The 26,915-nt window shown below is 39.4% G+C and carries 30 protein-coding genes; 14 read left to right on the plus strand and 16 right to left on the minus strand.

Annotation, left to right across the window (positions count from 1 at the left end):
- Positions 1 to 9 precede the first annotated feature (9 nt).
- Positions 10 to 360: a winged helix-turn-helix transcriptional regulator gene (locus G509_RS0115820; RefSeq protein WP_026992433.1), complete on the minus strand. Its 351-nt coding sequence runs from the start codon at positions 358 to 360 to the stop codon at positions 10 to 12.
- 105 nt (positions 361 to 465) lie between these two features.
- On the opposite strand from G509_RS0115820, the gene G509_RS0115825 reads away from it, so the two are divergent.
- The 3 genes from G509_RS0115825 to G509_RS0115835 all read left to right on the plus strand — a co-directional run bounded on the left by G509_RS0115825 (position 466) and on the right by G509_RS0115835 (position 2,824).
- Positions 466 to 810, plus strand: coding sequence for an EthD domain-containing protein (locus tag G509_RS0115825; RefSeq protein WP_026992434.1), 345 nt, complete (start codon positions 466 to 468; stop codon positions 808 to 810).
- Between the two features lie 117 nt (positions 811 to 927).
- On the plus strand, positions 928 to 1,572 hold the full coding sequence (locus G509_RS0115830) for a TetR/AcrR family transcriptional regulator (protein WP_131450693.1): 645 nt from the start codon (positions 928 to 930) through the stop codon (positions 1,570 to 1,572).
- 73 nt (positions 1,573 to 1,645) lie between these two features.
- Positions 1,646 to 2,824, plus strand: a complete 1,179-nt coding sequence (locus G509_RS0115835) for an MFS transporter (RefSeq protein ID WP_026992436.1) — start codon at positions 1,646 to 1,648, stop codon at positions 2,822 to 2,824.
- A gap of 377 nt (positions 2,825 to 3,201) precedes the next feature.
- Here the strand turns inward: G509_RS0115835 and G509_RS0115840 are convergent, their stop codons facing one another.
- Positions 3,202 to 4,371, minus strand: coding sequence for an epoxide hydrolase family protein (locus G509_RS0115840; protein ID WP_035739033.1), 1,170 nt, complete (start codon positions 4,369 to 4,371; stop codon positions 3,202 to 3,204).
- 363 nt (positions 4,372 to 4,734) lie between these two features.
- Here G509_RS0115840 and G509_RS0115845 point away from each other — a divergent pair, with 363 nt between their 5' ends.
- Positions 4,735 to 5,049, plus strand: coding sequence for a beta/alpha barrel domain-containing protein (locus G509_RS0115845; RefSeq protein ID WP_131450694.1), 315 nt, complete (start codon positions 4,735 to 4,737; stop codon positions 5,047 to 5,049).
- Between the two features lie 809 nt (positions 5,050 to 5,858).
- Here G509_RS0115845 and G509_RS0115850 read toward each other — a convergent pair.
- On the minus strand, positions 5,859 to 6,206 hold the full coding sequence (locus G509_RS0115850; RefSeq protein WP_026992439.1) for a winged helix-turn-helix transcriptional regulator: 348 nt from the start codon (positions 6,204 to 6,206) through the stop codon (positions 5,859 to 5,861).
- A gap of 181 nt (positions 6,207 to 6,387) precedes the next feature.
- On the opposite strand from G509_RS0115850, the gene G509_RS0115855 reads away from it, so the two are divergent.
- Positions 6,388 to 7,308: an NADP-dependent oxidoreductase gene (locus G509_RS0115855; protein ID WP_026992440.1), complete on the plus strand. Its 921-nt coding sequence runs from the start codon at positions 6,388 to 6,390 to the stop codon at positions 7,306 to 7,308.
- 840 nt (positions 7,309 to 8,148) lie between these two features.
- On the opposite strand, the gene G509_RS22275 is transcribed toward G509_RS0115855, so the two are convergent.
- From G509_RS22275 to G509_RS0115870, 3 genes are read right to left on the minus strand one after another with little or no spacing between them, the layout of a single operon-like run.
- Positions 8,149 to 8,907: a carbonic anhydrase family protein gene (locus tag G509_RS22275; RefSeq protein ID WP_035739034.1), complete on the minus strand. Its 759-nt coding sequence runs from the start codon at positions 8,905 to 8,907 to the stop codon at positions 8,149 to 8,151.
- Between the two features lie 38 nt (positions 8,908 to 8,945).
- Entirely contained in the window at positions 8,946 to 9,791 is an 846-nt protein-coding gene (locus G509_RS0115865) for a hypothetical protein (protein ID WP_131450695.1), read from the minus strand.
- An 11-nt stretch (positions 9,792 to 9,802) separates the two neighbouring features.
- Positions 9,803 to 10,276 (minus strand): hypothetical protein, encoded by a 474-nt coding sequence (locus G509_RS0115870; RefSeq protein WP_026992442.1) that lies wholly within the window; start codon positions 10,274 to 10,276, stop codon positions 9,803 to 9,805.
- Positions 10,277 to 10,699: 423 nt separating this feature from the next.
- Between G509_RS0115870 and G509_RS0115875 the strand changes: the two genes are divergently transcribed.
- From G509_RS0115875 to G509_RS0115910, 8 genes are all read left to right on the plus strand, one after another.
- Positions 10,700 to 11,302, plus strand: a complete 603-nt coding sequence (locus tag G509_RS0115875; RefSeq protein ID WP_035739035.1) for a porin family protein — start codon at positions 10,700 to 10,702, stop codon at positions 11,300 to 11,302.
- A 252-nt stretch (positions 11,303 to 11,554) separates the two neighbouring features.
- Positions 11,555 to 12,616 (plus strand): sensor histidine kinase, encoded by a 1,062-nt coding sequence (locus G509_RS22280; RefSeq protein ID WP_051200275.1) that lies wholly within the window; start codon positions 11,555 to 11,557, stop codon positions 12,614 to 12,616.
- Entirely contained in the window at positions 12,597 to 13,358 is a 762-nt protein-coding gene (locus G509_RS0115885; RefSeq protein ID WP_026992444.1) for a LytR/AlgR family response regulator transcription factor, read from the plus strand. The genes G509_RS22280 and G509_RS0115885 overlap by 20 nt, the downstream gene beginning before the upstream one ends.
- A gap of 51 nt (positions 13,359 to 13,409) precedes the next feature.
- Positions 13,410 to 14,483: an adenylate/guanylate cyclase domain-containing protein gene (locus G509_RS22975; protein ID WP_051200277.1), complete on the plus strand. Its 1,074-nt coding sequence runs from the start codon at positions 13,410 to 13,412 to the stop codon at positions 14,481 to 14,483.
- A 181-nt stretch (positions 14,484 to 14,664) separates the two neighbouring features.
- A complete protein-coding gene (locus tag G509_RS22980; RefSeq protein WP_051200280.1) occupies positions 14,665 to 15,108 on the plus strand; it encodes a DUF2141 domain-containing protein in 444 nt (147 codons plus the stop codon).
- A gap of 56 nt (positions 15,109 to 15,164) precedes the next feature.
- Positions 15,165 to 15,848 (plus strand): DUF4397 domain-containing protein, encoded by a 684-nt coding sequence (locus G509_RS0115900; protein ID WP_026992445.1) that lies wholly within the window; start codon positions 15,165 to 15,167, stop codon positions 15,846 to 15,848.
- 61 nt (positions 15,849 to 15,909) lie between these two features.
- Complete coding sequence (locus G509_RS0115905; RefSeq protein WP_026992446.1) at positions 15,910 to 16,320, plus strand: hypothetical protein; 411 nt, start codon at positions 15,910 to 15,912, stop codon at positions 16,318 to 16,320.
- A gap of 51 nt (positions 16,321 to 16,371) precedes the next feature.
- Positions 16,372 to 16,812 carry a hypothetical protein gene (locus G509_RS0115910; protein WP_131450696.1) on the plus strand — a complete coding sequence of 147 codons (441 nt, stop codon included), beginning with the start codon at positions 16,372 to 16,374 and terminating at the stop codon, positions 16,810 to 16,812.
- Between the two features lie 31 nt (positions 16,813 to 16,843).
- On the opposite strand, the gene G509_RS0115915 is transcribed toward G509_RS0115910, so the two are convergent.
- From G509_RS0115915 to G509_RS0115945, 7 genes are all read right to left on the minus strand, one after another.
- Entirely contained in the window at positions 16,844 to 17,392 is a 549-nt protein-coding gene (locus G509_RS0115915; protein ID WP_026992448.1) for a cysteine hydrolase family protein, read from the minus strand.
- A 560-nt stretch (positions 17,393 to 17,952) separates the two neighbouring features.
- Entirely contained in the window at positions 17,953 to 18,666 is a 714-nt protein-coding gene (locus tag G509_RS0115920; RefSeq protein WP_026992449.1) for a metallophosphoesterase family protein, read from the minus strand.
- 2 nt (positions 18,667 to 18,668) lie between these two features.
- On the minus strand, positions 18,669 to 19,442 hold the full coding sequence (locus tag G509_RS0115925) for a metallophosphoesterase family protein (protein WP_026992450.1): 774 nt from the start codon (positions 19,440 to 19,442) through the stop codon (positions 18,669 to 18,671).
- A 2-nt stretch (positions 19,443 to 19,444) separates the two neighbouring features.
- Positions 19,445 to 20,527 carry an ACR3 family arsenite efflux transporter gene (gene arsB / locus G509_RS0115930; protein WP_026992451.1) on the minus strand — a complete coding sequence of 361 codons (1,083 nt, stop codon included), beginning with the start codon at positions 20,525 to 20,527 and terminating at the stop codon, positions 19,445 to 19,447.
- A 2-nt stretch (positions 20,528 to 20,529) separates the two neighbouring features.
- Entirely contained in the window at positions 20,530 to 21,159 is a 630-nt protein-coding gene (locus G509_RS0115935; RefSeq protein WP_051200346.1) for an arsenate-mycothiol transferase ArsC, read from the minus strand.
- Between the two features lie 16 nt (positions 21,160 to 21,175).
- On the minus strand, positions 21,176 to 21,655 hold the full coding sequence (locus tag G509_RS0115940) for a DUF6428 family protein (RefSeq protein WP_026992453.1): 480 nt from the start codon (positions 21,653 to 21,655) through the stop codon (positions 21,176 to 21,178).
- Between the two features lie 16 nt (positions 21,656 to 21,671).
- Positions 21,672 to 22,004 carry an ArsR/SmtB family transcription factor gene (locus tag G509_RS0115945; protein WP_026992454.1) on the minus strand — a complete coding sequence of 111 codons (333 nt, stop codon included), beginning with the start codon at positions 22,002 to 22,004 and terminating at the stop codon, positions 21,672 to 21,674.
- A gap of 868 nt (positions 22,005 to 22,872) precedes the next feature.
- On the opposite strand from G509_RS0115945, the gene G509_RS0115950 reads away from it, so the two are divergent.
- Positions 22,873 to 25,524, plus strand: coding sequence for a cation-translocating P-type ATPase (locus tag G509_RS0115950; RefSeq protein ID WP_026992455.1), 2,652 nt, complete (start codon positions 22,873 to 22,875; stop codon positions 25,522 to 25,524).
- A 136-nt stretch (positions 25,525 to 25,660) separates the two neighbouring features.
- On the opposite strand, the gene G509_RS0115955 is transcribed toward G509_RS0115950, so the two are convergent.
- The 3 genes from G509_RS0115955 to G509_RS0115965 form a co-directional block, all read right to left on the minus strand.
- A complete protein-coding gene (locus G509_RS0115955; protein ID WP_026992456.1) occupies positions 25,661 to 26,077 on the minus strand; it encodes a DUF3788 domain-containing protein in 417 nt (138 codons plus the stop codon).
- 95 nt (positions 26,078 to 26,172) lie between these two features.
- Positions 26,173 to 26,334 carry a hypothetical protein gene (locus G509_RS23580; RefSeq protein ID WP_165571290.1) on the minus strand — a complete coding sequence of 54 codons (162 nt, stop codon included), beginning with the start codon at positions 26,332 to 26,334 and terminating at the stop codon, positions 26,173 to 26,175.
- Positions 26,331 to 26,906 carry an NAD(P)H-dependent oxidoreductase gene (locus G509_RS0115965; RefSeq protein WP_026992457.1) on the minus strand — a complete coding sequence of 192 codons (576 nt, stop codon included), beginning with the start codon at positions 26,904 to 26,906 and terminating at the stop codon, positions 26,331 to 26,333. Before G509_RS0115965 ends, G509_RS23580 begins: the two co-directional genes overlap by 4 nt.
- Positions 26,907 to 26,915 lie beyond the last annotated feature (9 nt).

Genomic DNA, 26,915 nt, shown 5'->3' on the forward strand with positions numbered 1-26,915 from the left:
ATAATCCGGTTACAGTTTTTCAGTGAGGGCTGCCTCCAAAACTGCTCTATTGTTTTCGCCCCATATCTCCAGGCTCATTATCAAAGGTAACAGACTATTTCCAAGGGCTGTTAGCTGATATTCAACTTTAGGGATCTTGGTTTCGTAAGAACATTTGGTTATGAATCCATCCTGCACCAACTCATCCAGTTGCTTAGTCATAACCCGCCTGTCAGCATCTATTTTCTTCTGCAAAACTCCAGGCCTTATTAAGCCATCTGAAATATAGTAGATTAGCATCAATTTCCACTTTCCACTTAAAAGCTCTTTAAATAGATGTAGCCCGCATTCTGTCCTGACAGGAATTTTTTTCTTGTACATAAAATTTGATTAATAAATTATAAAATACTACCGCACAAATTTGTGCGTAATTGATTCGAACTAATTAATACAGTAATCTTGTATAAAATTATAAATAAAGAAACAATGATCAAATTTACGTTTTTAGTACATAAGCTGCCAAGCCTGAGCCGTGAGGAATTTATAGATTATCACAAAAATCGACATGCTCCATTATTCTGTTCCATCCCCGAGACAGAACTTTACGTTAGAAAGTATGTAGTTAACCACCCTATGGTAGCCGAAGGTTTTCCTGAGCCTTTATACGATGCAGTAGTTGAAATCTCGTTTGACTCGTTTGATGATTTCAGCACCTTCTTCAATTCAGAAAATTATTTGACAAAGGTCCATCCTGATGAACCCAATTTTTTTGATACTGCAAACTATATTGCAATGGCAACAAATGAAACTGTCGTTAAAGCTGGTGTATAGTTAGTAGCCATATCCATACCACACATCAGCTAATGGGTTAGATGTGGTATGGATTGCGGGATTTGAATTAGGGGTTTTTACAGATTAAACTCAAATGCCAATTTCATCACAACCCTATTGAAAAAAAAATTACCAATAAATTTTAAACTGGTTAGTTTAAAATTATATCTTTGCAGTCTTATGGGAAGACACAAGGAATTTGACTACGAACAGAAGCTAGACATTGCATTGGAACTTTTCTGGACGCAAGGGTATCATGTCACTTCTATCACTGATTTGGAGAACCATATGGGGATGAACCGTAGCAGTATTTATCCCACATATGGTGATAAAAAAGCTCTGCTTTTTAAATGCTTAACAAAATACCTGAAATCTAAAGTGTTGGGATATGAAGGTATATTAGCAGGCAAGCAATCTGATGCTATTGAAAATTTGAGAAGAATATTTCGTTTAGCGGTAGATCAGAGTATCAATGAAGGCAGGACGTGCCTGGCCGTTAAAATGGCATTTGAAATAGCTTTAACAGATGAAGACATCAGGCGTTTGTTGGCTAGTGGTGAAAAAAAAATCGAAGGGATCTATTTCGAGATTTTAAAGGCCGGACAGCAACAAGGCTCTATGAAAGGCGATTTTGATACAAAAGTAACTGCCGACTTCTTTGCATGCTCATCCAGTGCAATGTTCAAAAATTACGCGTTAAATAAAAATCGGAAAGCTGTATACGACATGATAGAAACATTGATCAATATGGTTAAGACATAATCGTCAAACAGCTAATTATGAAAGTAAACCACAAATAAAATTTTTTAACTTTTTTTAAACTGATCAGTTTATTATGAATCTAAGTATAAACAAAAAAACAGCATACATTGGGTGCCTGGGAGTTATCGGAATTATAAGTACAGAATTTGGTGTAATTGGCATCTTACCTCAGATAGCTGAGTATTACAAAATAAATATTGGTACCGCTGGTTACCTGCTAAGCCTATTTGCCTTAAGTATTGCGCTTACAGGGCCATTTACAGTTTTATATGCCTCAAAATTCGATAAAAAGAAAATTATGATGTACGCCTTGGGGCTATTTTTAATTTCTAATTTTTTCTCAATTTTCAATCCACCTTTTTGGCTGCTTATGATACTCAGGATACTCCCAACAATTTTACATCCGGCATTCTTTTCTATGGCAATTGCCGCTGCAACAAAAGATACCTCTCCCCAAATGCAGATGAGGTTAACCAGTATTATTATTGGTGGTATTGCTCTTGCACAGGTCACGCTTATACCCTTTACCACATTTATTGCAAGTATTTACAGCTGGCGCCTCAGCTATGGTATTCAGGGTTTGGTTATTTTAGTAACATTGGTCATTACGTATAAGTTTCTGCCACCTATGCCTAATAAAGAAATCAAATCTTTTACAAACCAGTTAAACATACTTACAAGGACCAAATTTATTGTAGGTACTGCTGTAAACTTATTTTTAATTACAGCTTGGTTTTGTTCCTACGGTTATTTTGCAGATTATCTAACTAAAGCAAAAGGCTTGAGTGCACAGGAAATCAGCTATATGCTTTTGCTCTTCGGTATAATGGGTGTGATGTCTAACTTAGTCGCTGGCCGCTTGTTAGGAAAGTATATGATAATGACTACCGTATTTTTCATTGCAGGTACGTTTCTGGTCCCATTTGCGTTTCAATATACTAATAATTCACTAATAAGTATAGCTATCGTGGTTAGTTTTTGGGGTATTATGTACGGTCCGTGTTTCCTTATCGGTGTTGGGCATATGGTGTCAGCAGCTCCCGATGCAAAAGAGTTTGCGAATAGCCTGCAAACTTCATTTGGCAATCTCGGCGTTTCATTGGGTACCGCTACCGGTGGCTGGTTTATTAATCAGTTCGGGATATCAATTTCTCCGTGGGTTGGTATTGGGTTTGGGGGATTGGCAATTATTATGACTTTATGGAGAGCCTGGCTGGATCGACGTATTCATGATAGTAAAGAAATAGTATAATTTTACCTTCTCTTAGATTCTGTTTCATGATCGCGCAGATCTGACTGTTCAATCAAATAATTCCTCTCATTAATGGCAAATGCAAAAAATACTAATTCCATCCTAAGGAAAGTCTAGACGTATCCTAAAATTACTTGTTTATAAGAAGACTTTAAATATTCTCACTTGTCATCCATGTTAAGTTTTTATAACGCATATTATTTAATTCCAAATACTTTTGAGCAATTAAAAAGAATTTCAAAAGTTACTACTGAATAGAGAATTGCTAGACCTTATTTCTATATACCCAACAGGATAAAATAACCACTAACTTTGAAAACGTATAAGAAGGTAATCATTTTGAAGGTTTAAACTTGCTTGCCTATTATGGTTAAATATTACAGGTCATTGAAAAATAACCTGAGGTCATTAGCCACCTCGCCTGGCTCCTCCCATTCGGCAAAATGTCCCCCACTTGTGCATTCTGTCCACCGCTGTACATTATAGGTTCTTTCTTCCCACTCCCTTGGAGCCAACGCGACATCGTGTGTAAACATAAACATAGCGGTAGGTACTTCGACCCTTTTACCGATATTGGGAGATAAATGATGTGCAGATTCATAATACACACGCATTGACGAACCAATTGTCTGTGTCAGCCAATAGATCATGACATTAGTCAAGAATTCGTCCTTTGTAAACCGATTTTCCAAATTCCCCTGACAGTCACTCCAGGAACGAAATTTTTCAAGGAGCCACGCTGCCAGGCCAATAGGTGAATCATTAAGGCCAAATGCTAATGTTTGGGGTTTAGTAGACTGTTCCATTCCATAAGCACCTTCTTGCATCACATATTGGCTTGACTTTTCGACAAAGCTTATTTCAGCTTCTGATAAATTGATGGGTAGCTGAACTATAAATGGATTAGAACCTGAAAGATGAATACTGATTACATGAGCAGGAAAGGATTGTGCCAACTCAGTTGCTATAGCAGCGCCAACGTCACTTCCTCTTACAACATATTTGCTATAGCCGAGGACGTCAACCATCAAAGTATTCACAATTTCGGCCATTTTGTAAAAGTTCATCCCTGGCTCTGTCGGCTTGGATGAAAAACCGAAACCGGGAAGCGAAACGACTACCACATCGAATGAATCACCAGCTTTGCCACCGTGTTTGGATGGTTCGCTGAGCATGGGGACAATTTTCTGCATTTGAAAAAACGAACCTGGCCAACCATGTAAAAGGACTATTGGCGTTGCATTCGTATTTTCTCCTTGTTCATGAATAAAATGAATATCTACATTCCCAATGCTGGCTGAAAAATGATGGAGTCTATTTATTTCAGATTCTTGTCTACGCCAATCAAAATCTGTCTTCCAATAGTCTACAACTTCTTTGAGGTAGTCAAGATTTGTTCCGTAATTCCATTCGGCCTGATCAACCTGATCAGGCCAACGGCTAAGATGAAGCCGCGTTTTCAATTCATCGAGTTCACTTTCTGAAACATTAATCTCGTACGGTTTTATTGGAACCCGTGACGGAGTGATGGGTGCTTGGTTTTTCATTTGCTTAAATGCTTGTTAAGAATTATACTTTTGGATAAATTAACTAGTGACGACTGTATTTCAGATAGTACTACTAAATGTTGGAACAAGGAATTATTATTGTGCTGTTTAGTGGTTTCTTCACTGATCCATTACAGGAATTTATAAAAAGCAATCGGGAGGTTATTGCTATAATCTAAAGGGTATGATATAGGTTGCAACATTTATTTCTGTACAGCCCTATTAAAGGGTTCCCGTGCATTCCTTTGTTGCACACGACTATAGTCCTGAATCTAAGGGAGTAGTCTGAGATGGAAATAATGAACAACTTTAACCAGCAATTACCTTAAGGTCGGGCCTAACAGCAGGCTCAACAGCTATACATTGGCATACCTTCATATTTCAGGATTTACCATGGCGTCTGTTGCCAAACCCTTGGATCTTGTTCTCGAAACTGCAAAACATTTCCGATCGATTTATAATGGTACATTAATGATTAATAAAGGCTTTAATGCGCAGACAGCCAATGATGCAATTGAGGATGATATTGCAGACCTGATATCTTTTGGTGAACTGTATATTGGCAATCCTGACTTGGTGGAGCGTTTTGCGCAAAATGCACCGCTTAACCACAACGACAGGGCAACCTATTACACTGGCGGCGCCGCTGGCTACACGGATTACAAAACTTTAAAATAATGGACCGTTAGAAGATTTGAATAGCAGGAATACAATTATCACTTAAGCGGGTCACATGCCGATGGGAACAAACCCTCTTTCTATTAATGCTAAATATTATACATTTTAAAAGATATTAAATCTGTTAGAGTTTGTTATCTACTTAAAAGACGAAGGTTACACAAGCGTTCGATAATCCCTTAAACCTTAAAATTGGACTTTTAGATCATTTTTAAGGTTTTAAATTTTTAACTTTATATAATATTACGTGTACTGCAATACTTATGCTAACTATATGGCTTATTAGAATAGTTCGCTAGCATTTATAAATTAGCAAATTGTTTGGTTTTTAATTCCATTAAATAATGCTAAAACCGCTATAAGGTGTTCGACTGTAATCCCCCTGACAGCCCACACATCATTAAAACCTCAGTATTTACTGGGGTTTTATTTTTATAGGAGAATCGAACTTTAAAGGATTAGGCAAATCGAGGTTTTAAAAGTAAGTCAAAATATTTGATTTATTAAAAGTGCTGAAATTCTTCTCGTCAATAAAACTTATATTAAATTTGATTACTAAATAAAACTATATTTTATCATATCGCTTGCCTTTTGTTGGTGTCACGTTATATGATGGGTTGGAATCTCTGTGGAATAAAAATATTATCTATTCGAACATAAAATATTTTTTCGCCAATTGTCGCAACTGCTTCTACAAAAGGTACTACAAGTTTATTTATGAAGAATGTTCAAATGCCAATTAATAAGCAATTGAAGCAACACTAATAGTAAAAGGAAGAAAGCTAGAATTTATTAACCTTTATCTTTTGCTAATTCCAAGTTTTATTTATTTCAGAATTTTCAATTTGGCCTCCCCAATCGTGCAGTGCTTTAAGTACTGGGATAAGTGTTTTGCCAAAATCACTCAAACGGTACTCTACCCGTGGAGGCTTTTCTTTATATTCTTGTCTGATAATTAAACCATCATCTTCCAATTCTTTTAATTGTTGTGTTAATATTTTTCTGGAAATATCTGGAATTAAAACAGTGAATCTGCCAAAGCGAACATTTTCCCGACGATATAAACTAATCAAAATAATAGGTTTCCATTTTCCTCCTATATAATTTATTGCTTTTACAACAGAACAGTTGAATGGGTTACTTTGTAATTTTCTCATTACTTAATCTTTATGTAAAATTTACCCTATTTAGTTACTAATTTGTAACTACCAATCTTATTTGCTATGATAAATATTTGAAATTACTTTAGTTTCTTTGTGAAACAAAAGTAAATGAAATCAAAATAATGCACCTCGTTATTTAAAATTTCTTCTGTTAAGACATAGAAAATAATTCAATATGAAAGCAATTCAATATCTCGCATTTGGGGATTCTAGTGTACTTGAGCTAAAAACTGTAGATAAGCCAAGGCCAAAAGCCAATGAAGTAATTATAAAAGTGGAGGCCTTTTCTGTAAACCCGGTAGATATGAAAATTAGACAAGGTCTTCTTCAAGATACAAGGCCTATTCAGCTTCCTTTTATACCTGGTTTGGATGCCGCAGGAGTTGTCGATGCCGTTGGAGTAAATGTTACGCAATTTAAAAAAGGCGATCGGGTTGTCGGAAATGGATATAGTGGCACTTATGCACAATATGCGTCTTTCCCCGAAAATCACATTTCTGTTATTCCTTCCAATATAAGCTTTCAAGAAGCTTCAGCACTTTCAATAGGATTGATAACGGCATATACCTTCTTAATTGAACACGGAGAGTTGAAAAAGGGCGATAGCGTTTTAATACACGGTGCAGCAGGTGGAACTGGAATTGTTTTGGTTCAAATGGCGAAAGCATTAGGTGCTTATGTTATCGGTACGGATTCATCCAAAGGAATTGAGCTGGCAACATCTATGGGTGCTGATGAAATGATTGATTATAAAAATCAAGATTTTAAAGAAATGGTTAAGGATGTAGATTTAGTAATCGATTTTGTAGGTGGACAAACCCAAACTGATTCTTTCAGAGTTCTTAAAAAAAGAGGAAAACTGCTAAGTGCCTTTTCGCCCCCATCCCAAGAAATGGCGGGAAAATATGAGGTTGAATCAAGATTTTTAATAGCATCATTATCTAGTGAAAATTTGAGTTACGGTCTCAAAATGGCTTCAAAAGGTATTATAAAACCAATTATTAGCAAAACAATGTCTTTTGAAAATGCCGCCGAGGCACAAGATATTTTATCAAAAGGCATATTAAAAGGGAAAATTATTTTAGAAGCTATGTAGACTGTGGATTTAAAGACTTTCTAAGTAGTTAAACAGTTCCTGCCTCAACATTTTTATATTATGCTATGAGAAATAGTAAGAGGTTAAGTTTAAAGACAGGTGGTTGATAAAGTTTTGGGAGCATTTTGAAAAATTAGTTACGTTGGCCCGCCTCTCCGTTAATTTCAGATAGCTCCTTAATCGATTATACTTCAATATAAACAAGGGTCAATCAAGTTCGGTTTATCCAGCTTGGGTCTGGAAATCCGAAATTTGCGGTTTTTTATGTATACGGAATTCGTAGCCATATTGTAATTATAAATGAATAGTTAAATTGCACGAATGGAAAAATACATATTTTTAAACTCACATCTTGGTTAATTAATATGTGTTCGATAGAACCCATATTAATTAAATCTTCACGATTTAGATATAATTTTGATAGTAATGAAAACGAGACATGTGAAGAAGTAAGAGATATAGAATTTTAAGTCATAAGTAATGAACATGTCCAAGCATTATTTAAAACCTTGTAAATCAATTTATTATATATTTTAATAGTCGTTAAAAAGTGTCAAAATTGGTACAAGGTGTTCGACTGTAATCCCTGACACTCCACAATTTAAAGATTATTGAGAAATCAATAATCTTTTTTGTTATAAATAATTATTTTTTTAGTGAACCATTTAATAATTGTTAATTACGATGCTTTTAGGTGTTCGATAGAACCCTCATTAATTAATTTTATTAGCAAAGTCAAATAATAGAATCAACTTCTCTTTGCCGGAAAATACCATTGATAATCAACACAATTCCAGCGGCCTAAAACCGACGATATTATAAATGACGTTATGTTTCTATTTACAATTCATTGAAAAACTCCACCTTTCCTGTCTTCATATTGTATACAGCCCCCACAATAAGAATTTCGCCTTTTTGTTCCATCTCTTTCAGAATAGGGCTTCTTTTTCTTATTTGCTCAATGGAGACCATTACATTAGCATCACAAACTTCTTCAACAAATGCTTCGTTTGAAGCTGTTTTTTCTCCCTCAAATTTTGATCCTGCCATTTTAACCGCCGGTTGAATTTTATCAAGCAGTGTTGTGATATTCCCTAATTTCACGTTGCTGATTGCCGATTTAATTGCGCCACAATATTCATGACCCAAGACTAATACCACCTTTGTTCCTGATACCTTACAGGCATATTCTAGGCTTCCCAAAATATCATCATTCACAATGTTACCTGCCACCCTGGCTACAAAAAGATTACCTATACCACTATGGAATACATCTTCGACAGGAACACGCGAGTCAAGGCAGGATAAAACCACCGCTTTGGGATATTGACCTAAAGAGGCTTTCCGTACTCTTTCGGTTGTATTACGAACAGTAAGGTTATCTTCTGTAAAATCTTTATTCCCTTTCTTTAAACGCTCAAGCACCTCTTCGGGAGTTAGTTTTGCCTGCTCCTCTGAAGTTAGGATATCGGCAGAGAGAATATCACTTTTATCGATAGATACTGTTTCAGTAGTTTTCTCTTCGTTAGCCTTCTGCGGGTTATTATTCTGACACGCAATCATCGAAAACGCAGAAACCATTAGCAAAATTCTTTTCATAATCGTTAAATCATTTATTAAATGCTATCCCGTAGTGGTTAATTTTTAGCCTTAGTGCCAAATGGGCAACGCTTTATCAGGTAATTAATTGTAGCATGATACGCATCGGCACCGGAGCCAAATGCTTTCCTTGACTCAGAGTAGATACTCGTTCCTTGGTCATTAAAAAAGCTCAGGTCTATCTTGGTGTCGTAATTTGTAAGCACAGTAGCATTATTTGAAGAATACGTGGTGCCCGATGCCTTAGTGGTTTCTTTTCTGCCTTCCTTCTTTTCTGTTTCTTTGCCATTATAGGTAGTACTGCCGCTCCCATAGGTTGAGGTGCCCTTATTGGTTACGTTGGCAATACCATAAACCACATACTCTACACCAAGAAGGGTGGCCATCTCCTGTGGTGTCTTAGTGTTTAAATTAGCGTGCGTTAGTCCCTGCCTAGCTAAGAGGCTGTTGGTAGTTATAGGGTCCTGCAACTGTAATGACGAGGTATTCGCTTTAACAGCGTTATAGGTATCTGTTTGCAGTTGCTTGCCCATTGCTTCAGGATTTAGAGCGGTTTCGTTAGTAATAAAGGTATACGGCAACACTGCTATTCTCCCTTTTCTCTCAGCGGCTGTAGATGTTGGCGCGGCTGCCAAACCAACCGAATTATTTACTACCTCCGTGCGCCCACTGGCAAATTCAATTTTATTTATTTGCGATTTTTTAAATTCGTATTCAAGAGTTTCGCCCTTATAAACAAATTTGATAGCATCATCTTTAACCGATACTACCTTACCTTCCCTTTTTTCGCCGTTTAGCATTGTTACCCTATCCTGTGCAAAAGATGTCGCTACAGAACATAGAATAATAATGAAAAATAGTATCTTTTTTAATAGTGTGTCCATCTTATTATTTTTTAAAGTTTAAATCCAACTCCGAGCCCCACAGCCGCAATAGTAGCCCCATCTGCACTAATACCTTTGTAAAAAACAAAAGCATCTAAAAAGTTATTGGTGTAGCCAAGTTTTGCCTGGTATAACAGGCCTCCATCAGTATAACTATCTAAGGCTATTGCATACCCTACATCAGCTGCATAAAAAATATTTGCTCCGTATGAGGCACGGCCTGAAAATGCAACAGGAATATACGAATAGGTATCAAAATCATCTTTACCTAAAAATGCAGAATAGCCGGTGGATGCGCCTAACGCAACCCGGTCGGTAACATTGAAAAGGTAATTGACATCTGCCCCTAAATTTACAGATGAAATATCTGACGCATCTGATAATGGCAGGCCTGCATGCACACCGGCCCTAAAGCCCCCTTGCTGGGCATGGGCAGTAAAGCTGAATAGCGTTAAAATTAATGAGATTAGTAATAATTTTTTCATGTTGAAAATTTTTAATGGTTGTTAATCTAAAATACTATTTTATTTAATAAATCTTTAACTGCAAATATCAAAAAAACGTTAAATATATAGCTAAGAGTCTCATAACATAATATTTAAGTTTTAACTTGACATGGCAGTGTAAATAGCTAAAAAATCATCTGGCCATTTGCATGATGAATTTAATAGTGCGCCTGCTTCTGTTTCCGTTACATTTGCATTCTGGCAGGCGGTAAACAGGAGTAATGTCACCGCCAATATTATGAACACTTTTTTTGATTTTCATAATATTGCTATTTGTAAGATACATCTGCCCCAATCCGCTTCACCCTCAAATTTGTCCGTTTCCGCCTTATATTTTCAGGTTACAAAGTGCAGTCGCAATACTTTTGACCTGTCAAAATATACATAACAAAAACTAAATTTATGAAAGGCACAAAAAATCTATGTATCGTATTGCTTATACTGGTAACCGGCAGCTGCTTTAGCCAGGGTTCAAAGACCATCCTGGAGCGCATTCATTTTGGTGTAAAGGCGGGGTCTAATTACAGCGATTTTACTAATGCGAAGTTTAGCACCGAGGGGCTGATAGGATTTCATGCCGGTGCAATTGTAGGCTTTGAAATAAACGACCACTTTTCTATTGAGGAAGAATTTCTGTACTCGCAGCAGGGTGCTACCCTTAAGGGTGGGCTTATGGATGGTAAAGACATCAAATTATCGTATGTAACGGTACCAATTATGGTAAAATACAAAACTGATTTCGGACTATTCCTGGAGGCGGGGCCGCAGGTAGGCATATTGGTAGATGAAGATTTTAAGGCCCTGGGCGTTAGCTCTGACACTAAATATGCTGAGAAAATTGATGGTGGCGTTGTGGGAGGCATTGGTTACCAGTTTAAAAATGGGCTGGGTATAGGTGCAAGGGGCTACATCTCTTTTACCGATGTGACAAAATCCGCTTCCGGGGGTGTCAATACGGATTTTCAGAATGTTATGGCGCAGGCGAGCATATTTTATATCTTTTAAAACTAAAAAGCAGCTGCTATAACCATCCACATACTTAGTTTTGGGTTAGTTGATTATTTGGTTTTAGTAATGTGAAGTTCCGGCAGCAGTATGTTGCCGGACATTTTACACGCCGACGGTAGCAACGCTGTAAAAATTACTGTCATATATAACCGAAGCGTCAGAACCTTTGTGAAACCTTCTTATCTTGCAGCTTAAAATACAATTGGTTACAATACCGGTAAGTATATATGTTGCAACAAAAAGCGCTGAATGAAAAATAACATTGCAAAATCGTTAACCCCTGCCAGTATTAGGGAAATTAAAAGGACAAATATTTTTTTCAGTATATTAATGGCAGTACTGGCAATGTTCTTTTTAGCTATTTTTCAGAATCCGTTAAAACGGATTTTAGGGATGGCCTTAAAGTCGGGGTTTTACATATTTACCATCTCCTTTACATTTCTCTACATATTGCGCTACTGCGCTACAAAATACCCTGATAATATACTTAAGTTTCGATTAATACGCTATCTGGCAAGCTTCTCTTTTGCGTTCCTGTTACAAATTGTAATCTTTCCCTTCTTCGCATATATATCGGATATCCCCTTTACAGAATACCATACACAGCTGCTATTGGTTTTTTTAAGTGAAGCTATAATTATGGGTGTATTACTATTGATGATGCACGATTTTGCTATTGTAAGGCATATTAAAATACAGACCGAATTGGAAAATTCTCTTTTGCAGCTGCGTACTGCCCAGGCCGAGAACCTGCTCTTAAAACAGCAAATACATCCCCATTTTTTATTCAATTCCCTAAATACCCTAAAGGCCCTTATTAAAAGGGACCCCGAACTGAGTGAGCACTACCTGCTACACCTTGCCGATTTTTTACGTGTGGCAGTGTCGCAAAACAACAGCCAGGCGACGACGCTTGCAGAAGAACTAAAGCTTTGTGAAAACTATATGATAATGCAGAAAATACGCTTTGGTACCGCACTGGGATGGAGCCTTGAGATAGAAAATCAGGATATGTTACAGGGGTTTGTCCCTTCCTTCTCCATACAGCCTTTATTGGAAAACGGGATCAAGCATAATGTTTTTACCAAGGAAAGCCCTTTGCAATTAATTGTAACCCAGCAAGGGGATTATATTACGATAAGCAATGCCATTAATCTTAGAAAAGCGGGAGAATTATCTATTAAAAGCGGCCTTGTTAATTTGGCCGAACGCTACCTGCTATGGTCGGGCGAGGAAATTATTATAAAGGATGATGGGGCTACCTTTTCTGTACGTTTTAAAATCATGAGGCATGAAAATAGTAATAATTGAGGATGAACTGCTCGTGGCAGAAGACCTTGCCGGCAACCTGAAGCTAGTGCAACCGGATATTGAAATAGTGTGTATACTAAGCTCTGTTAAGGAGGCAGTCCGTTATTTTACTTCCCATCAGCAGCCTGACCTGATCTTTAGCGATATACAATTAGGCGATGGGCTGAGCTTTGAGATTGCGAAACATATTACCCTGCAGGTACCGGTAATTTTTTGTACTGCATTTGATGAATATGCACTGGAGGCATTTAGGGCTAATGGCATAGAATATATCTTAAAACCATTCAGCACACAATCATTGGCACAGGCACTTAAAAAGTTTAAAAGCATGCAAAAGGCTATGGCGGGCAGCATAGCCTTGCAGTATGAGGCCGCAATGGCAACCATTGCCGCCATCAATCAAAATAACAGCGCCACGATAATGGTGCGTTACCGTGAGCGGCTCTTTCCCATTGCCCTGGATAAAATTACCCTGTTCTGCCTTGATAACGAAATAACATATATGCATACCCATAGCGGGAAAACCTATATTATGCCGGAGAGCCTGGAAGAGCTTGAGCACAAAGCCGGGAGCGTTTTTTTTAGGGTTAACCGGCAATTTTTAGTACATCGCAACAGCATCCGCGATGTCGTCGACCATTTTCCCAGGAAATTAAAAATCAACCTCAACCTGCCTTTTGACAAAGATATAATTGTCAGCCGCGAGAAGAAAAGTAAATTACTGGAATGGCTGGGCAGGTAAGTTCGTACATTTTTTTATGAATATAAACAACGCTTAAAAGTTCAATTGTCAATGGCCCTATCAAAGCACCGTGTTAAGCACTACATACTCGAAATTTTTTATATTACCGTATCGTGGATCATGGGGGGACTGCTGTTTGTATTTGTTAAGTTTAATGATTTGCCGGATTCTTTTATCCATAAAATATATCCGGTAGAGCCCTGGATGAACAAGGTTACTATGTACGGGTTTTCTATTGCATCGTGTACTGTGGTGGGGCTAATTATGGGCCTTTTGCATACACTTGCCTACCCACGCCTTATACGCACCCGAAATATCCTGCTGAGCATTGGGCTGCGTTTACTGGTTTTTATAGTGATTACACTTACCATCATTGCTATCTTTTTCCATCAGTCGGGGCTATCCATCCCGCAAAATAACCAGGGGGCTTTGCAAAGTTCCGCTACCGATGTTTTCATTTACCTGACGTTTATAGAAATGATGGTGGGCGTGGTAGTAACCCTCCGCCGGAACCTGGGGAGCAATTATTTCAGGAATTTTGTGCGTAATGCATATTTTACCCCTACCATAGAGAACCGCGTTTTTATGTTTATCGACCTCAAAAATTCTACCCAGGCCGTTGAAAAGATGGGAAATACTGCTTTTAGCAGTTTTATACAGGACTGTTTTAAAGACTTGTCTTCCGTAGCATTGGACCTTGGTGGCGAGGTGTACCAGTTTGTAGGCGATGAGGCGGTACTTACTTGGATGGTAAAACCCGGTTTTAATTTTGAAGATTGCCTGTTGCTTCACTACAAACTGGCAGAACGCCTCGCTAAAAAAAAGGGAATCTATCTTGAAAAGCACGGCACATTCCCCGCTTTTCGCAGCTCTGTCCACTGTGGTGCCGTGTCAGCGGCAATGGTTGGCGAATATAAAAAGGAAATTGCCTATCATGGTGGTGTACTCAACCTGTGCGCCCGGCTGCAGGTGGTATGCCGTGATTATAACGCCGACCTTGTTGTATCGGAAGATTTTCACAAGGCAGCAGCACTTACTGAAAATTTCAAATTTTACCCCATTGCTGATATTACACTTAAAGGGATTGCCAATAAACAATTGGCCTACAATGTGGCACAATTATAAACTTCTAATGCGTGGCGTGACCAAAAGAGCATCTCTCGGCTAACCGCTATCTTTTTGGATACTAATCCGTAGGGGCTGTCGCTTCCCGCGTCATTTTGTCCGTTTGCGCTTTATTTTCAGGCGTTTCCAACTAAAGCACAGCTAACTTTGTTTAAGAAAATAAACGTAAACAGTGAGAACTATGAAACAATCAACAGTAATTTTTGCGGCAGCGCTGGGTGTGTTTACCACGCTCACACCCTCGCTCTTGCAGGCGCAAAATACAAAGATGGTCGTGTCGGGCATCGAATCGAACCAGGGGCAAATTGTGCTCAATGTATTTAAAGACGATACAGCCTATGAAAATGAGCAGCCCTTCAAAACCCTGGCCTTTGAAAAAACAGGGCTCGCCAATGGCACCATAACCCTGTCTTTTACCCTGGAGCCGGGCACGTATGGGATTACCCTTATCGACGATAAAAATAAAAACGGCAAAATTGATAAAAACATGCTTGGCATTCCCAAAGAAGGTTTTGGCTTCTCCAACTTTTTTATGGAAAAAATGAAGAAGCCCCTGTTTGATGAATTTAAAGTTAAGATCAATGCCAAAGAGAACATGATTACTGCCAAAATAAAATACATGTAATCCGTAGCGGGTATTTTGAAATACCGGAAACTATACTAACTATAAATACAATAATTATGACAATTAAAACGAATTTCCAAAAAAGCCTTGCCATAGTATTTGTGCTTGGTGTTTCGCTTTCATCCTGCGATGATAATGACGTAGATATCTTTGGCTCAGCAGACCTGAAAGTAGTCAACGCTGCGCCCAATTCAGGATCACAACGGTTTGTGCTCGCCAATATTCCTGAGATCAGTGATCTTGACTACCTCGATAATTCGGTAGGTTACCTAAATGTTGCCTCAGGCAACGACCTTGTGGCACAGTTTAGGGACCAGGGCGACAACGACCTTTACGCCACCGAAAAATTTGATATTCAGGATAACAGGGATTACACGGTATACCTTACGGGCGAATCTGGGGATGATGCTGAAGTACGGCTGTTCCAGGATGATTTTACCGCCCCGGCGAATGGTAAGGCGAAAGTGAAATTTATCCATTTAAGTACAGGGGCGCCTGCAACTTTGGATATCAATGATGCAGCAGGGACAATGCTTGCCACCAATTTAGCCCGCTACAGCCAAAGCAGTTACACCGAAATTGAAGCCGGAACACTTGCAATACAAGCCCACGGCGCAGGGGCGGATGAGAATATCGCAACATTGGATGCCACCGAATTTGCAAACGGTAAGATTTACACGATCTATATAGCAGGGTCGGCCGCTTCAGGCTATACACTAAAAAAACTGCTGCATAACTAATTACGTTTATTATAAGGCTGCATGGTTTTGCAGCCTTTATATTATCCTAAAAGATACAATCATGGACGAGACTTCAGCTCCGGCTTCAAAACTTATAGTGACCCGTTTTATTACTTCGTTCCTGCCGGAAATACTACCAGCCACCCAAAGCGCTACTACAGAATTGACCCATATTACTACTGTTTTAAATACACTCTTTACTAAAATGTACGGGCTGCATATCAATGCCGAGGTTATTTTTGAAGCTTTTGAATCGCTCGCCTACTGCATTTCCGTCATAGAACCCCGCAAGCCTTCTATGGGTAGCAAACCATACATCGAGACCAACTCGCATGCAATCTTTTTGAATGTGGCCCCGATAGCCATGCACGATATGGAGATCCTCGCCGCTTACCAGCAAAATGATGATCAGTCGCTAAGCATGGAAAGTGGTGAATTACTACTAAAATTGGAACTTTTTGACTATCGCTAACCTTATGCATTATCCCTGCCACAATGCAAATGGATAACCATCAATAATTTTATGGATATAAAGGAATTTACAGCCTGTGCCCGTACGATTGAACACATGCACATAACGGAGAATGACAAGGAGGAAAGGGTGATACGGTTACTGGACCTTGACCGTTTTATAAAAGCCTATTCCCCTTCGATTACAATAGTTGATAAAATCAGCTATCCCCTGGTAATTGCAGCGGAAGGCAACAAGCGCATCGGCATTTGCTTTACCGATGTACGCTTAAACCCTAATGCCCCACACTGGCACGTAAGTGAAGGGCATCATGATAGCCTGAGACAATCTCTCACAAACAAGTTGCCGGAAGAACTTTGGTTGGTAATGGTCTGTGAAAAAGCAGTAGATCCCGAATTGCTGAAAGCGTTAGATTTAGCCGGTAGCCCTCTAAAAAGCTTTAACCAAGTGTTCCTGCTTGACTTTCACAATTGCGCGGTTCACAAGTTATAACGCAGCGTAAGGTGCAAATTGATTTCAACTATTACATCCATTGTCCTGCTGTTAGTACCTCTGCCTGTTTTGGGAATACCTTTTGGGTAAGCACCCTGTGTACCTCTTCATCCCTGTCTGCACAACAATCCGATAATACTGTGATTTGGTAATCTTTGTCAGCAGCCTCACGCAATGTCGACAGGACAACGCCACCGGTAGCGACCCCTGTCAGTACAATATGCCGGATACCCATAGACCTTAAAAGAACTTCCAGGTCACTTCCTGAAAAGGCGCTAACGCGTCGCTTAACAACCACTACGTCTTCCCCTGACTGATTTAAGCCGGGATGCACCTTAAGCATCGCCTGCGTATCTACGCCTTTGAGCCTGTCCTTGCTGGCGGCAAATATTTTATTGTTGCGGCTTATCTCAGGGCCACCTTCCCTAAAGCCGACCACTACAAATACCACGGGGATATCTTTACTACGGGCTATGGTTATGGCACTGGCGATAGTATTAAGTACTAGGTTATGGTCTTCAAGGCCGGCCAGTACGTTGGCCTGCATATCCATCACTAATAACGCTGTGTCTTGCTGCATTTTATTGTAGGTATAATTAATTGTAAATATATGGAATTTGAAATTCTCCTTATGTTCAGCAACTATTAAACAGTTCAAAAGCTTAGCTATAAATACCTTCCAACTTTGATAATCTTCATGATTTCATAAAATTATCATTGAATATTGGCAGAATTGTGTGTCACCAAACTATGATAGATGGCAAATAATACAACTTTCCCATCGGTCGGATTTAGAAACAATGTTTACGTGATAGCTGTTGCGCTATTTAGGACATGACTAATACCATTAAATTTACACTTCGCCTTTTTAACGAATATATAATTGAGTGTTCGATAGTCCCTAATACATTAAAAGGTAACCATCTTAGGTTTAATTTCTACACTAATTGAAAACTGAAATTCTATTATGCTCCTCAAATTATAATTTTAAATATCGAAAATCATAATGTGACAATTATCATAAATAACTGTATTTAAATAAGTTATCTATTTTAAAATTTACAAAACAAAAAACAGAAGTAATACTAAAGCTACTTCTGTCTAAAAAATGTACTTTTATTTATTAGTAATTCAGTATCGCTATTTTAGGACGGGACATATTGGACTGTCCTTAATCCCGGCAACCGCTTTTTCAATATCGTAGGCTACTCGGATAAACCCGACTTCAATACTTTGTTTATCCGACAGATTGCTGTTTTCGGTAAGGGTAAGCATTACATAGCAGGCACGTGGGTCGCCGTCTTTAGGTTTTCCTACCGACCCTACATTTACGGCGTGCACGTATTCTTTATCCGCCCCTTTTCCTGCCGGAAGTATCCTGTGATAAGGTTTATGGGAATGACCGAAGAGTAAGATGTGTGCATCCGTATCGCTAAAAATGCTTAAGAATTCATCCTCATCCTTGTCTTTCAGCAAGTATTCTTTGTTGCTATACGGGCTACCGTGCACCATAAGAATATGTATGGGTTTGCCGTTAAAGCTGAACTCCAGGCGTATATGCGCAGGCAGTGTAGATAGGTATTCCATTTCATTACCACCAATAATTGAGTAGGCGTAATTGCTCCCCTCACTGCCATCAAGCCACACTTTTTTCGCCTTGACGTCATGGTTCCCGGCCAGGGTGGCAATGCCGCGCTTCCTGATTTCATTGATAACCTCATTAGGCCATACATTATAACCCACCAGGTCGCCCAGGCAATATATGGCATCGGGCTTTTGGCTGTCAATGCTTTTTAGGGTTGATTCCAGTGCCGGGAGGTTGGCATGGATGTCGGATAGTATTGCAATCTTCATGATTAAACACCTTTACGCAGGCTCTCTGCGTATGCATTGGGCAGCGGGCTGTCCTCAACAGCCTTTGCCGCTTTTTCCACGTCATACTCAAAGCGTACAAACTCAGCCCTTACACTGTCTTTATCGGTAACGGAACTGTTCTCGTCAATAGTAAGGAGTACATAGCCGCCCCTTGGGTCACCATCTTTAGGCTTACCCACAGATCCGATATTAATGGCATGCCTGAAATGATCAGAACCCTCATTACCACTGTTCATAGCCCTGTGGTAGGGCTTATGGGTATGTCCGAAACACATAATATCGGCATCGGCCTGCTGCATAATGCGCAGCATGCTCTTCTCGTCGCGGTCTTCAAAAAGGTACTCGTTTATCTTTCGGGGGCTCCCGTGTACCAGCAGCAGGTTGAGCTTGTCGTTATTGAGCTGGAATTCCAGTTTTATATGTGCGGGCAATGTCCTTAGGTATTTACGTTCATCATCATTGACCAGAGAATTGGTAAAAGATATGGATACCGCGCCATTTGCTTTTTCGTCATCCGATTTATAGGCGCACCCGCAATCATCGCTCGTACGTCCAATGCCAAAATCGTAATTACCGGCTATTGTCGGGATACCCCTTTTTCTTACTTCATTAATTACCTCATTAGGCCAGATATTATAACCTACTAAATCGCCCAGGCAGTAAATGGCATCGGGTTTTCGTTGTTCAATGTCAGCAAAAAATGCTTCAAGGGCAGGCAGGTTAGCATGTATGTCTGAAAATAATGCAATCTTCATAATTATATTGTGTTTACATTTTTAGTTGTGTAATATTTCTTTCGGAAGTAAAAGGCGAGGTTGACAAGTGCAATTAGTGCCGGAACTTCTACTAAAGGCCCAATCACGCCTGCAAAAGCCTGACCGCTATTGATACCGAATACACCGATAGCTACTGCAATGGCCAGCTCAAAATTATTTCCGGTAGCTGTAAAAGCTATGGATGCGCTTTTTGAATAATCAGCACCAAAAAACTTTCCAGTAAAAAAGCTTATTACAAACATGATGGTAAAGTAAATAACCAGTGGTATAGCAATTCGCACTACGTCCATCGGTATTTGCACTATCAATTCTCCTTTAAGGCTGAACATTATTACAATGGTAAAGAGCAGGGCAATAAGAGTGATAGGCGATATAAAAGGCACATATTTAGTTTGAAACCACTCAAGCCCTTTTAATTTTATCAGTGCATACCTGCTGATGATCCCTAACGCAAAAGGAATACCCAAATAGATTCCCACACTTTCTGCAATATGCCCTATGCTTATATCAACAGTAAAGCCGTCATAGCCAAAGTAAGGGGGAAGTACAGTAATGAAAATGTAAGCATATACGCTATAAAGAAACACCTGAAAAATACTGTTGAGCGCGATCAGGCCAGCAGCATATTCACGGTTACCATCAGCAAGGTCGTTCCATACCACTACCATCGCGATACACCTGGCCAGCCCAATCAGGATGACACCAATCATGTATTCGGGATAGCCTTTCAGGCAAAGTAGCGCAAGGGCAAACATAAGGATAGGCCCGATAATCCAGTTCAACAGTAGTGAAGCACCCAATACTTTTGTGTTTGAGAATACTTCGCCCATTTTGCTGTAATTCACTTTGGCAAGCGGTGGGTACATCATTAGGATAAGCCCGATAGCCAGGGGTATATTAGTTGTTCCACTTGAAAAGGAATTAATAAATCCGCTGCTGGACGGAGCAAAGTATCCAATCGCCACACCTAAGGCCATAGCCATAAAAATCCATAAAGTTAAAAAGCGGTCGAGGAAGCCCAGTTTCTTTCGTCCTGCCGCCGGGGCACAATTATTTGCAGACATATTTATTTTTTGATTTTGGAGAACACATAGAACATTTCGGTAGCGATCTGACGGCTACGCTCAAAGTATACATCAGCCTGTTCATGTGTATTGTCGGAAGCTTTTGGATCCTCATAAGTAATAGGTATACGCTTTTCAGCACCCGAAATAAACGGGCATCCTCCATCTGCCTGAGAGCAGGTCATGATAGCGACAAATTCGCCAACAGGGTTAAACGCATCATAATAGGTTTTAGAAAACGCTATAACCGGGTGTTCATTTTCGGCGTGCTTTATAGCATATACAGGGTTATTACCGTGGGAAAGAACCTGAATAGCAAAGCCTGCATTTTTTAAAGTTTCAGCAACCATCGGATAGAGCGCAGTCGCCTCTGTTCCTCCGGAATAACAAAAAACATTTGGTATGCCGTAATGAGAAGCAGCTGCCTGTGCCCAAATTTGGGCAAGGTGGCTCCTCCTTGAATTGTGCGTGCAGATAAAATTAATCCTGACTTTGTCGTTCCCTGAAACTTTACCCTGTATATAATCAACCAGCGGCTGAAGTGCTTCTATACGTTCCGCATTTAGGCCTTCAAATGCGAAACCGCTAACGTATTTTTCAATTTCGGGCAATAATTTTGTACTTGTAGACATTGGCTTTATATATATATTAGCAGCAGCCCCCACCAGGTGTGCAGCTATTAGCATTATTACCTGAACCGATTTCCTTAAGGCTTACTTTTTGCTTTTCAGCAGGGATGCCGCATTGATCCAGGGCAAGGCAGGCCGTTTGCTTGTTAATCAAAGTAAATACTAAACCATTAAACCCAAGATCATATTTGCCGATGGTAGTGTCCTGGTATTCCACTTCAATTTCATAATCTTCTATGCCCAGCACTTTTTCCGATAATGCAATAATGCTTAAAAGCTTATTTGGTTTAAGCCTGTGGTCTTCATCATTTGAATCTTCCCACAATTGGAAATTCACCACGGTTTCCTTTCTTACGGTACCTCCACAATCAATAAAGTTCTTGGTTATTAACCCCACTTCAGTTACGTGAAAATTTTGCGGTACAAATGTGCCATTTGGAAGCATAAATCGTAATGTTTCCAAATTGGCTAAGTGTATTTTAATTTCAGACAGTTTCATAATTGTAGTATTTAAATTAACAACATTCGTTTTTCTTTTTATCAAGGTATTGCGTTATGTGATTAAAAAAAACCTCAATTTTTGCAAAACCCGGCTCATTAATACAATAGCAAATCGCGGTGCCTTCAATACTTCCTTTAATCAACCCCGCATTCTTTAGCTCTTTTAAGTGCTGTGAAACTGTTGGCTGCGCAAGAGGTAATTCATTTACAATATCTCCGCAGATACAGGTATCCACTTTCATTAGATATTCTAAAATCGCTATCCTGGCAGGATGGCCCAATGCTTTAGCAAGAATAGCCAGCTCGTTTTGATGATCTGTAAAATGGTCTGTTTTAGTAGCGCCCATGATTAGTATTTTATATTGCAATATTACGATATAAAACAGTTACTCATCGTAATATTGCGATATTTAACAATCACTTAATGTATAGCATCATATTTAACTGATATAAGTGAAGCATGGTATGCATACTCTTAAAGTTTTTATGATAGACCCAGAATGGTGCTGGAGCGTATTGTCGTAAACCCTGATGATAATTACCCGAGTAATTTGGGCGCACCGACTCTTGAGCATAGGACAAGTCAAAGCCATTGGTCAATAAATAAATTTACATCTTGGCATTATACATTTTGCATATAAAGTAGTCAGTTGAATAGATATAAAATTAATATTCAATCGATGTTCGACAATCCCTTACATTACAAAAACAATGACTTTACACATTAATTTTAGAATAAATACTGACTAAATCACTTAAGTATCTAAATTATTTACTGGATTTTCTTTTTATAGTTTGAGGGAGTGTCGAACTTTTCTTAGGAAGTAATCGTTAGCTAGTGTATAAGATTATACCTGATGTATTATATTGCAATATAATCATCTACCTATTGATTACTGACCTAAAATAACATACTGTCTAAATTTAAGGGTTGCAACAAAAAAAATCGCTATATTACTATTCCTTTAGATGGTAGAATAGTGTTGTAAATATCTATTAACTGCGTTGCCCCGGAAAAATAATTACGGTCAAAGTAGCGGTAATAACATAGAAATAAAATGATAATAATCATAACTTATTTCAATCAATTGTAATACTTTACACAATTGATAAGCGCAGTTTTGAAAGTCTATAATTATAACCGTAAAATAAGGGATTATCAACAAACTACACTTAGTTGGCGCGTATCTCGATTCCATAACAAAATTATAAAATATGTGGTTTGACAAATCAGTAAGCGAAATTCTTGAGGAATTCCATGTAAATCCAGCCACGGGTCTGACAGGAGCAGCAATACCAGGGCTTCAGGAAAAATATGGACCAAATGAACTTACGGCTAGAGACAGAAAAAGTATTTTTATACTTTTTCTGTCTCAGCTTAAAGACTGGCTAATTTATATCCTGCTGGCAGCGGTTATTATCACCATTTTTATGGGTGAATATATTGATGCTGCAATTATAGCTACTGTTATTATTTTAAATGCTGTAATAGGTCTCGTACAAGAAGTAAAGGCGGGCAATGCTATAGAAGCCTTAAAGACAATTATATCACACAAAGCAATTGTTAAAAGAGATGGTGCCATTACAGAAATAGAGGCAACCGCACTTGTGCCGGGCGATATTGTGCTGCTTGACGCAGGACGATATGTTCCTGCCGATCTTCGGTTGCTTGAGTCGGCTGAACTTAAAGTAGATGAATCGGCGCTTACCGGTGAGTCTTTACCGGCCACTAAAGATGCAAAGGCCAATCTAACAGATGCCAATACACCCTTGGGCGAGCAAAGCAATGTTCTGTTTATGTCAACCTTAGTTACTTCAGGCCGTGGCGTGGGCGTTGTTGTTGCCACAGGAATGAAAACGGAACTGGGCAAAATTGCCGGGTTGATAAGTAACCAGGACCCATACAAAACACCTTTAGAGCTTCGCCTCGACCGGCTAGGGAAAACGTTGGGCAAAATAGCCATCGGTATATGTGCTTTTATTTTTGCAGTCTCCTATTTCCAGGGCAGGAACATTTTAGATATGTTCCTGCTTTCTATATCTCTTGCTGTGGCTTCTATACCCGAAGGCTTAACCGCCATTGTAGCCATTGTGCTTTCACTCGGCGTTACCAGGATGTCTAAAAAAAATGCCATAATACGCCGATTGGCTGCGGTGGAAACCTTAGGTTCTGTAACCAACATATGCACCGATAAGACAGGCACACTTACCCTTAATCAAATGACGGTAACAGAATTCTACTGCCTTGACGGAAAAACAGTGTCCGGTACAGCCACCTATTCAGATACCAATAGTAAAAAACTGCTTTGCACCGCCATGATACTATGTTCTGACGCTACCTATGAAAACAGCCACGGAACCGGCGACCCTACAGAAATTGCGCTGCTGAAATGGGGAAATGAAATGGGGATTGACAGTACCGCATTACGAAAAAACAATACACGGGTAGCTGAATTGCCTTTTGATTCAGACAGGAAATTAATGTCGGTAGTAACCGAAGAAGGTGATAAATTTACAGTGTATACCAAAGGGGCAATAGGGAGTTTATTAAAGGTTTGCACCCATGTGTTAGAGGACGGGAAATTAGCTCCCCTTACTTCAGGGCTACAGGATCAATTCCGCAAAATAACTTCCGCCATGTCGTCTAAAGCGTTGCGCACATTAGGTGCCGCCTATAAGCACGCTGAACGTATTCCCACGATGGAAGGGATGGAAAACTCGCTGGTACTAATAGGCCTTGTGGGCATGATAGATCCGCCACGAAAAGAAGCAAAGGAATCAATACAAAAAGCTAAAAATGCAGGCATTATAACGATAATGATAACCGGCGACCATAAAGAAACCGCTTTTGCCATTGCGCATGAAATGGGCATAGCCGAGCGGTTGGACCAGGCCATTACCGGGCCGGAAATTGACAGCCTCAGTGCTGCTGATTTTGCCAGGACAGTAAGCAACTACCGCGTGTTTGCACGTGTTTCGCCCGAGCATAAAATCAATATTGTTTGCTCCTTAAAAGCCAAGGGCAATATTGTATCGATGACAGGCGACGGGGTTAATGATGCGCCGTCGCTTAAAGCCGCAGATATTGGGGTTGCTATGGGCATAACAGGTACCGATGTGGCTAAAGAAGCGGCAGATATGATTTTGACGGATGATAACTTCGCCACTATCGTCGTTGCTGTCGAACAGGGCAGGAATATTTACAACAATATTAAAAAGTCGGTTATCTTCTTACTTTCCTGCAATCTTGGCGAGGTGGTAACCATGTTTGTTTGTCTGCTTTTAGGCTGGGATGCACCACTAATAGCAACACAACTGCTCTGGATTAATTTATTAACCGATTCCCTGCCGGCAATTGCGCTGGGTATAGATACGCCAGACCCCGGCGTAATGAAGCAAAAGCCCAGGAGCCCCATGGAAAGTTTTTTCTCTGATGGAGCTGGGTTACGCACCATTATCGGCGGCCTGCTTATAGGCGCTGTAACTATTACAGCATTTTGGTATGGGCATTATGAGCATGGCTACAGCCCGCTTGATGAGTCGATCCCTAAAAGCACTTTAGAGTATGCTCGCTCAATGGCATTTATGGTACTCGTCGTGGCGCAGCTCCTCTATGCACTTGCCATGCGTAAACGCCATAAAACCATAATTGAAGTTGGTTTTTTTTCTAATAAATTTCTATTAGGCGCAATTTTTTTTGGCCTAGCAATGCAGATGATGCTCATTAGCATTCCATTCATGCAGAAGGCATTTAATTTACAGCCACTTGATGGATGTGGTTGGGCCATGGTATCATTTTTAGGATTACTACCTTTGCTTGTAAAAGAATTATATAAAATTTTCGCGAGGGCTTTTGACAAAGGGTAAGTGATTATACTCCCTATATCTTATTCCTGGCATATTTTCTCTAAAGCTAATGGTTGCCTGAAAAATATTTATGGCCTTAAAATCATTATGCAGAATACTATTTTAAGTTGCCGCTACTGGTAAACAACATTGTTCTTTAGTTGTCAATTTTTATATCTATTAAGCATTTAAGGTCCTTAATTTTTTTCTGATCCCTTACCTCTACACGTATACCCCTTCCCTCGGCATAAACCTTCGCAGCAATTAACTCTTCTTTAATTAAATCCGAAACAGTAGTAGCTAAAACCGCATCAGTAGCCTTTAGTCCAAAAACAAAAGCAACCCGAAAGAAACCGTCGCGGGGCAGTAAATACAACAGCACTCTCTTTTTGTCATTAAGCCTATAGCCCCAACCATATTTGTCGCCACTATATTTCCATTCTTCTGTTGCTACATTACCAGTTTTTAATGTGTATTGCCTTAAAGTTTCCCATAGGTCATAGCTGCCGCCAAGCGCTGATTTTAGTTCAGCTTCTGTAGGCATTTGTAGTTTATTTGTAAATATACTTTTCATCAGGTAGTTATAATTTTGCTGTTCAATGTATTTATATACAACGCTAAAATACGTTTTACTAACTAATTACAAAAGTAATCACTACGTGTTCCTGACTAAAAACGTAATCCCTTTTTTTCAATCTCTTTAACCAGCTTTTCAGGAATTGGCCTGCAGTTGCAATTCTTTTGGTGCTCAATGTGCCAATGAACCCGCTCTTCAAATGACGGGTTTGTAGGCATTTTATTTTTTAGATGCCATTCCCTGTTGATTTTCATATCATGCTATTTATATTTTTGAGTAACTTACTTATTTTTTGCCTTCTCATATCCTCATCTAAAAACCGAACCCTGCCAACCCTGGTATGAGTAACCGGCGTGATACCACAGTAATAAAATATGGCACGTTTAACCGTATTAAGGTCGCTGTTGCGGTAACTGAAATAAAGCCACCACCAGGGAGCATCGGATGTAGTAATCAGATGGGCGCTTCGGCCCTTCAAAAGCTTATCCCAAAGTGAACCCTTTGTATGATGCCTGAAGGCAAATCCTGGAAGAAGTGTCCGGTCAAAAAAACCTTTTAAAAGTGCAGGTACCGATCCCCACCATACAGGATAGATAATAACCCAGTGGTTACACCATAAAATATTACTTTGCGCCATTTTCAGGTCGGGTTCCAGCTCCTGAACAACAGCGTAGCCTTTCCACAATATCGGATCAAAATCCATATCGCCAAGGTTTTGCCTTCTTACAACATGTCCTGCAAGCCTGGCGGCATTTTCATATTCGTTTGCTATCTGCCCGTTAAAACTTTGTTTTTCCGGGTGCGCCAGTAGTATATAAACATTCATTGGACTTAG

Source organism: Flavobacterium subsaxonicum WB 4.1-42 = DSM 21790, from assembly GCF_000422725.1.
Taxonomy (GTDB): Bacteria; Bacteroidota; Bacteroidia; order Flavobacteriales; family Flavobacteriaceae; genus Flavobacterium; species Flavobacterium subsaxonicum.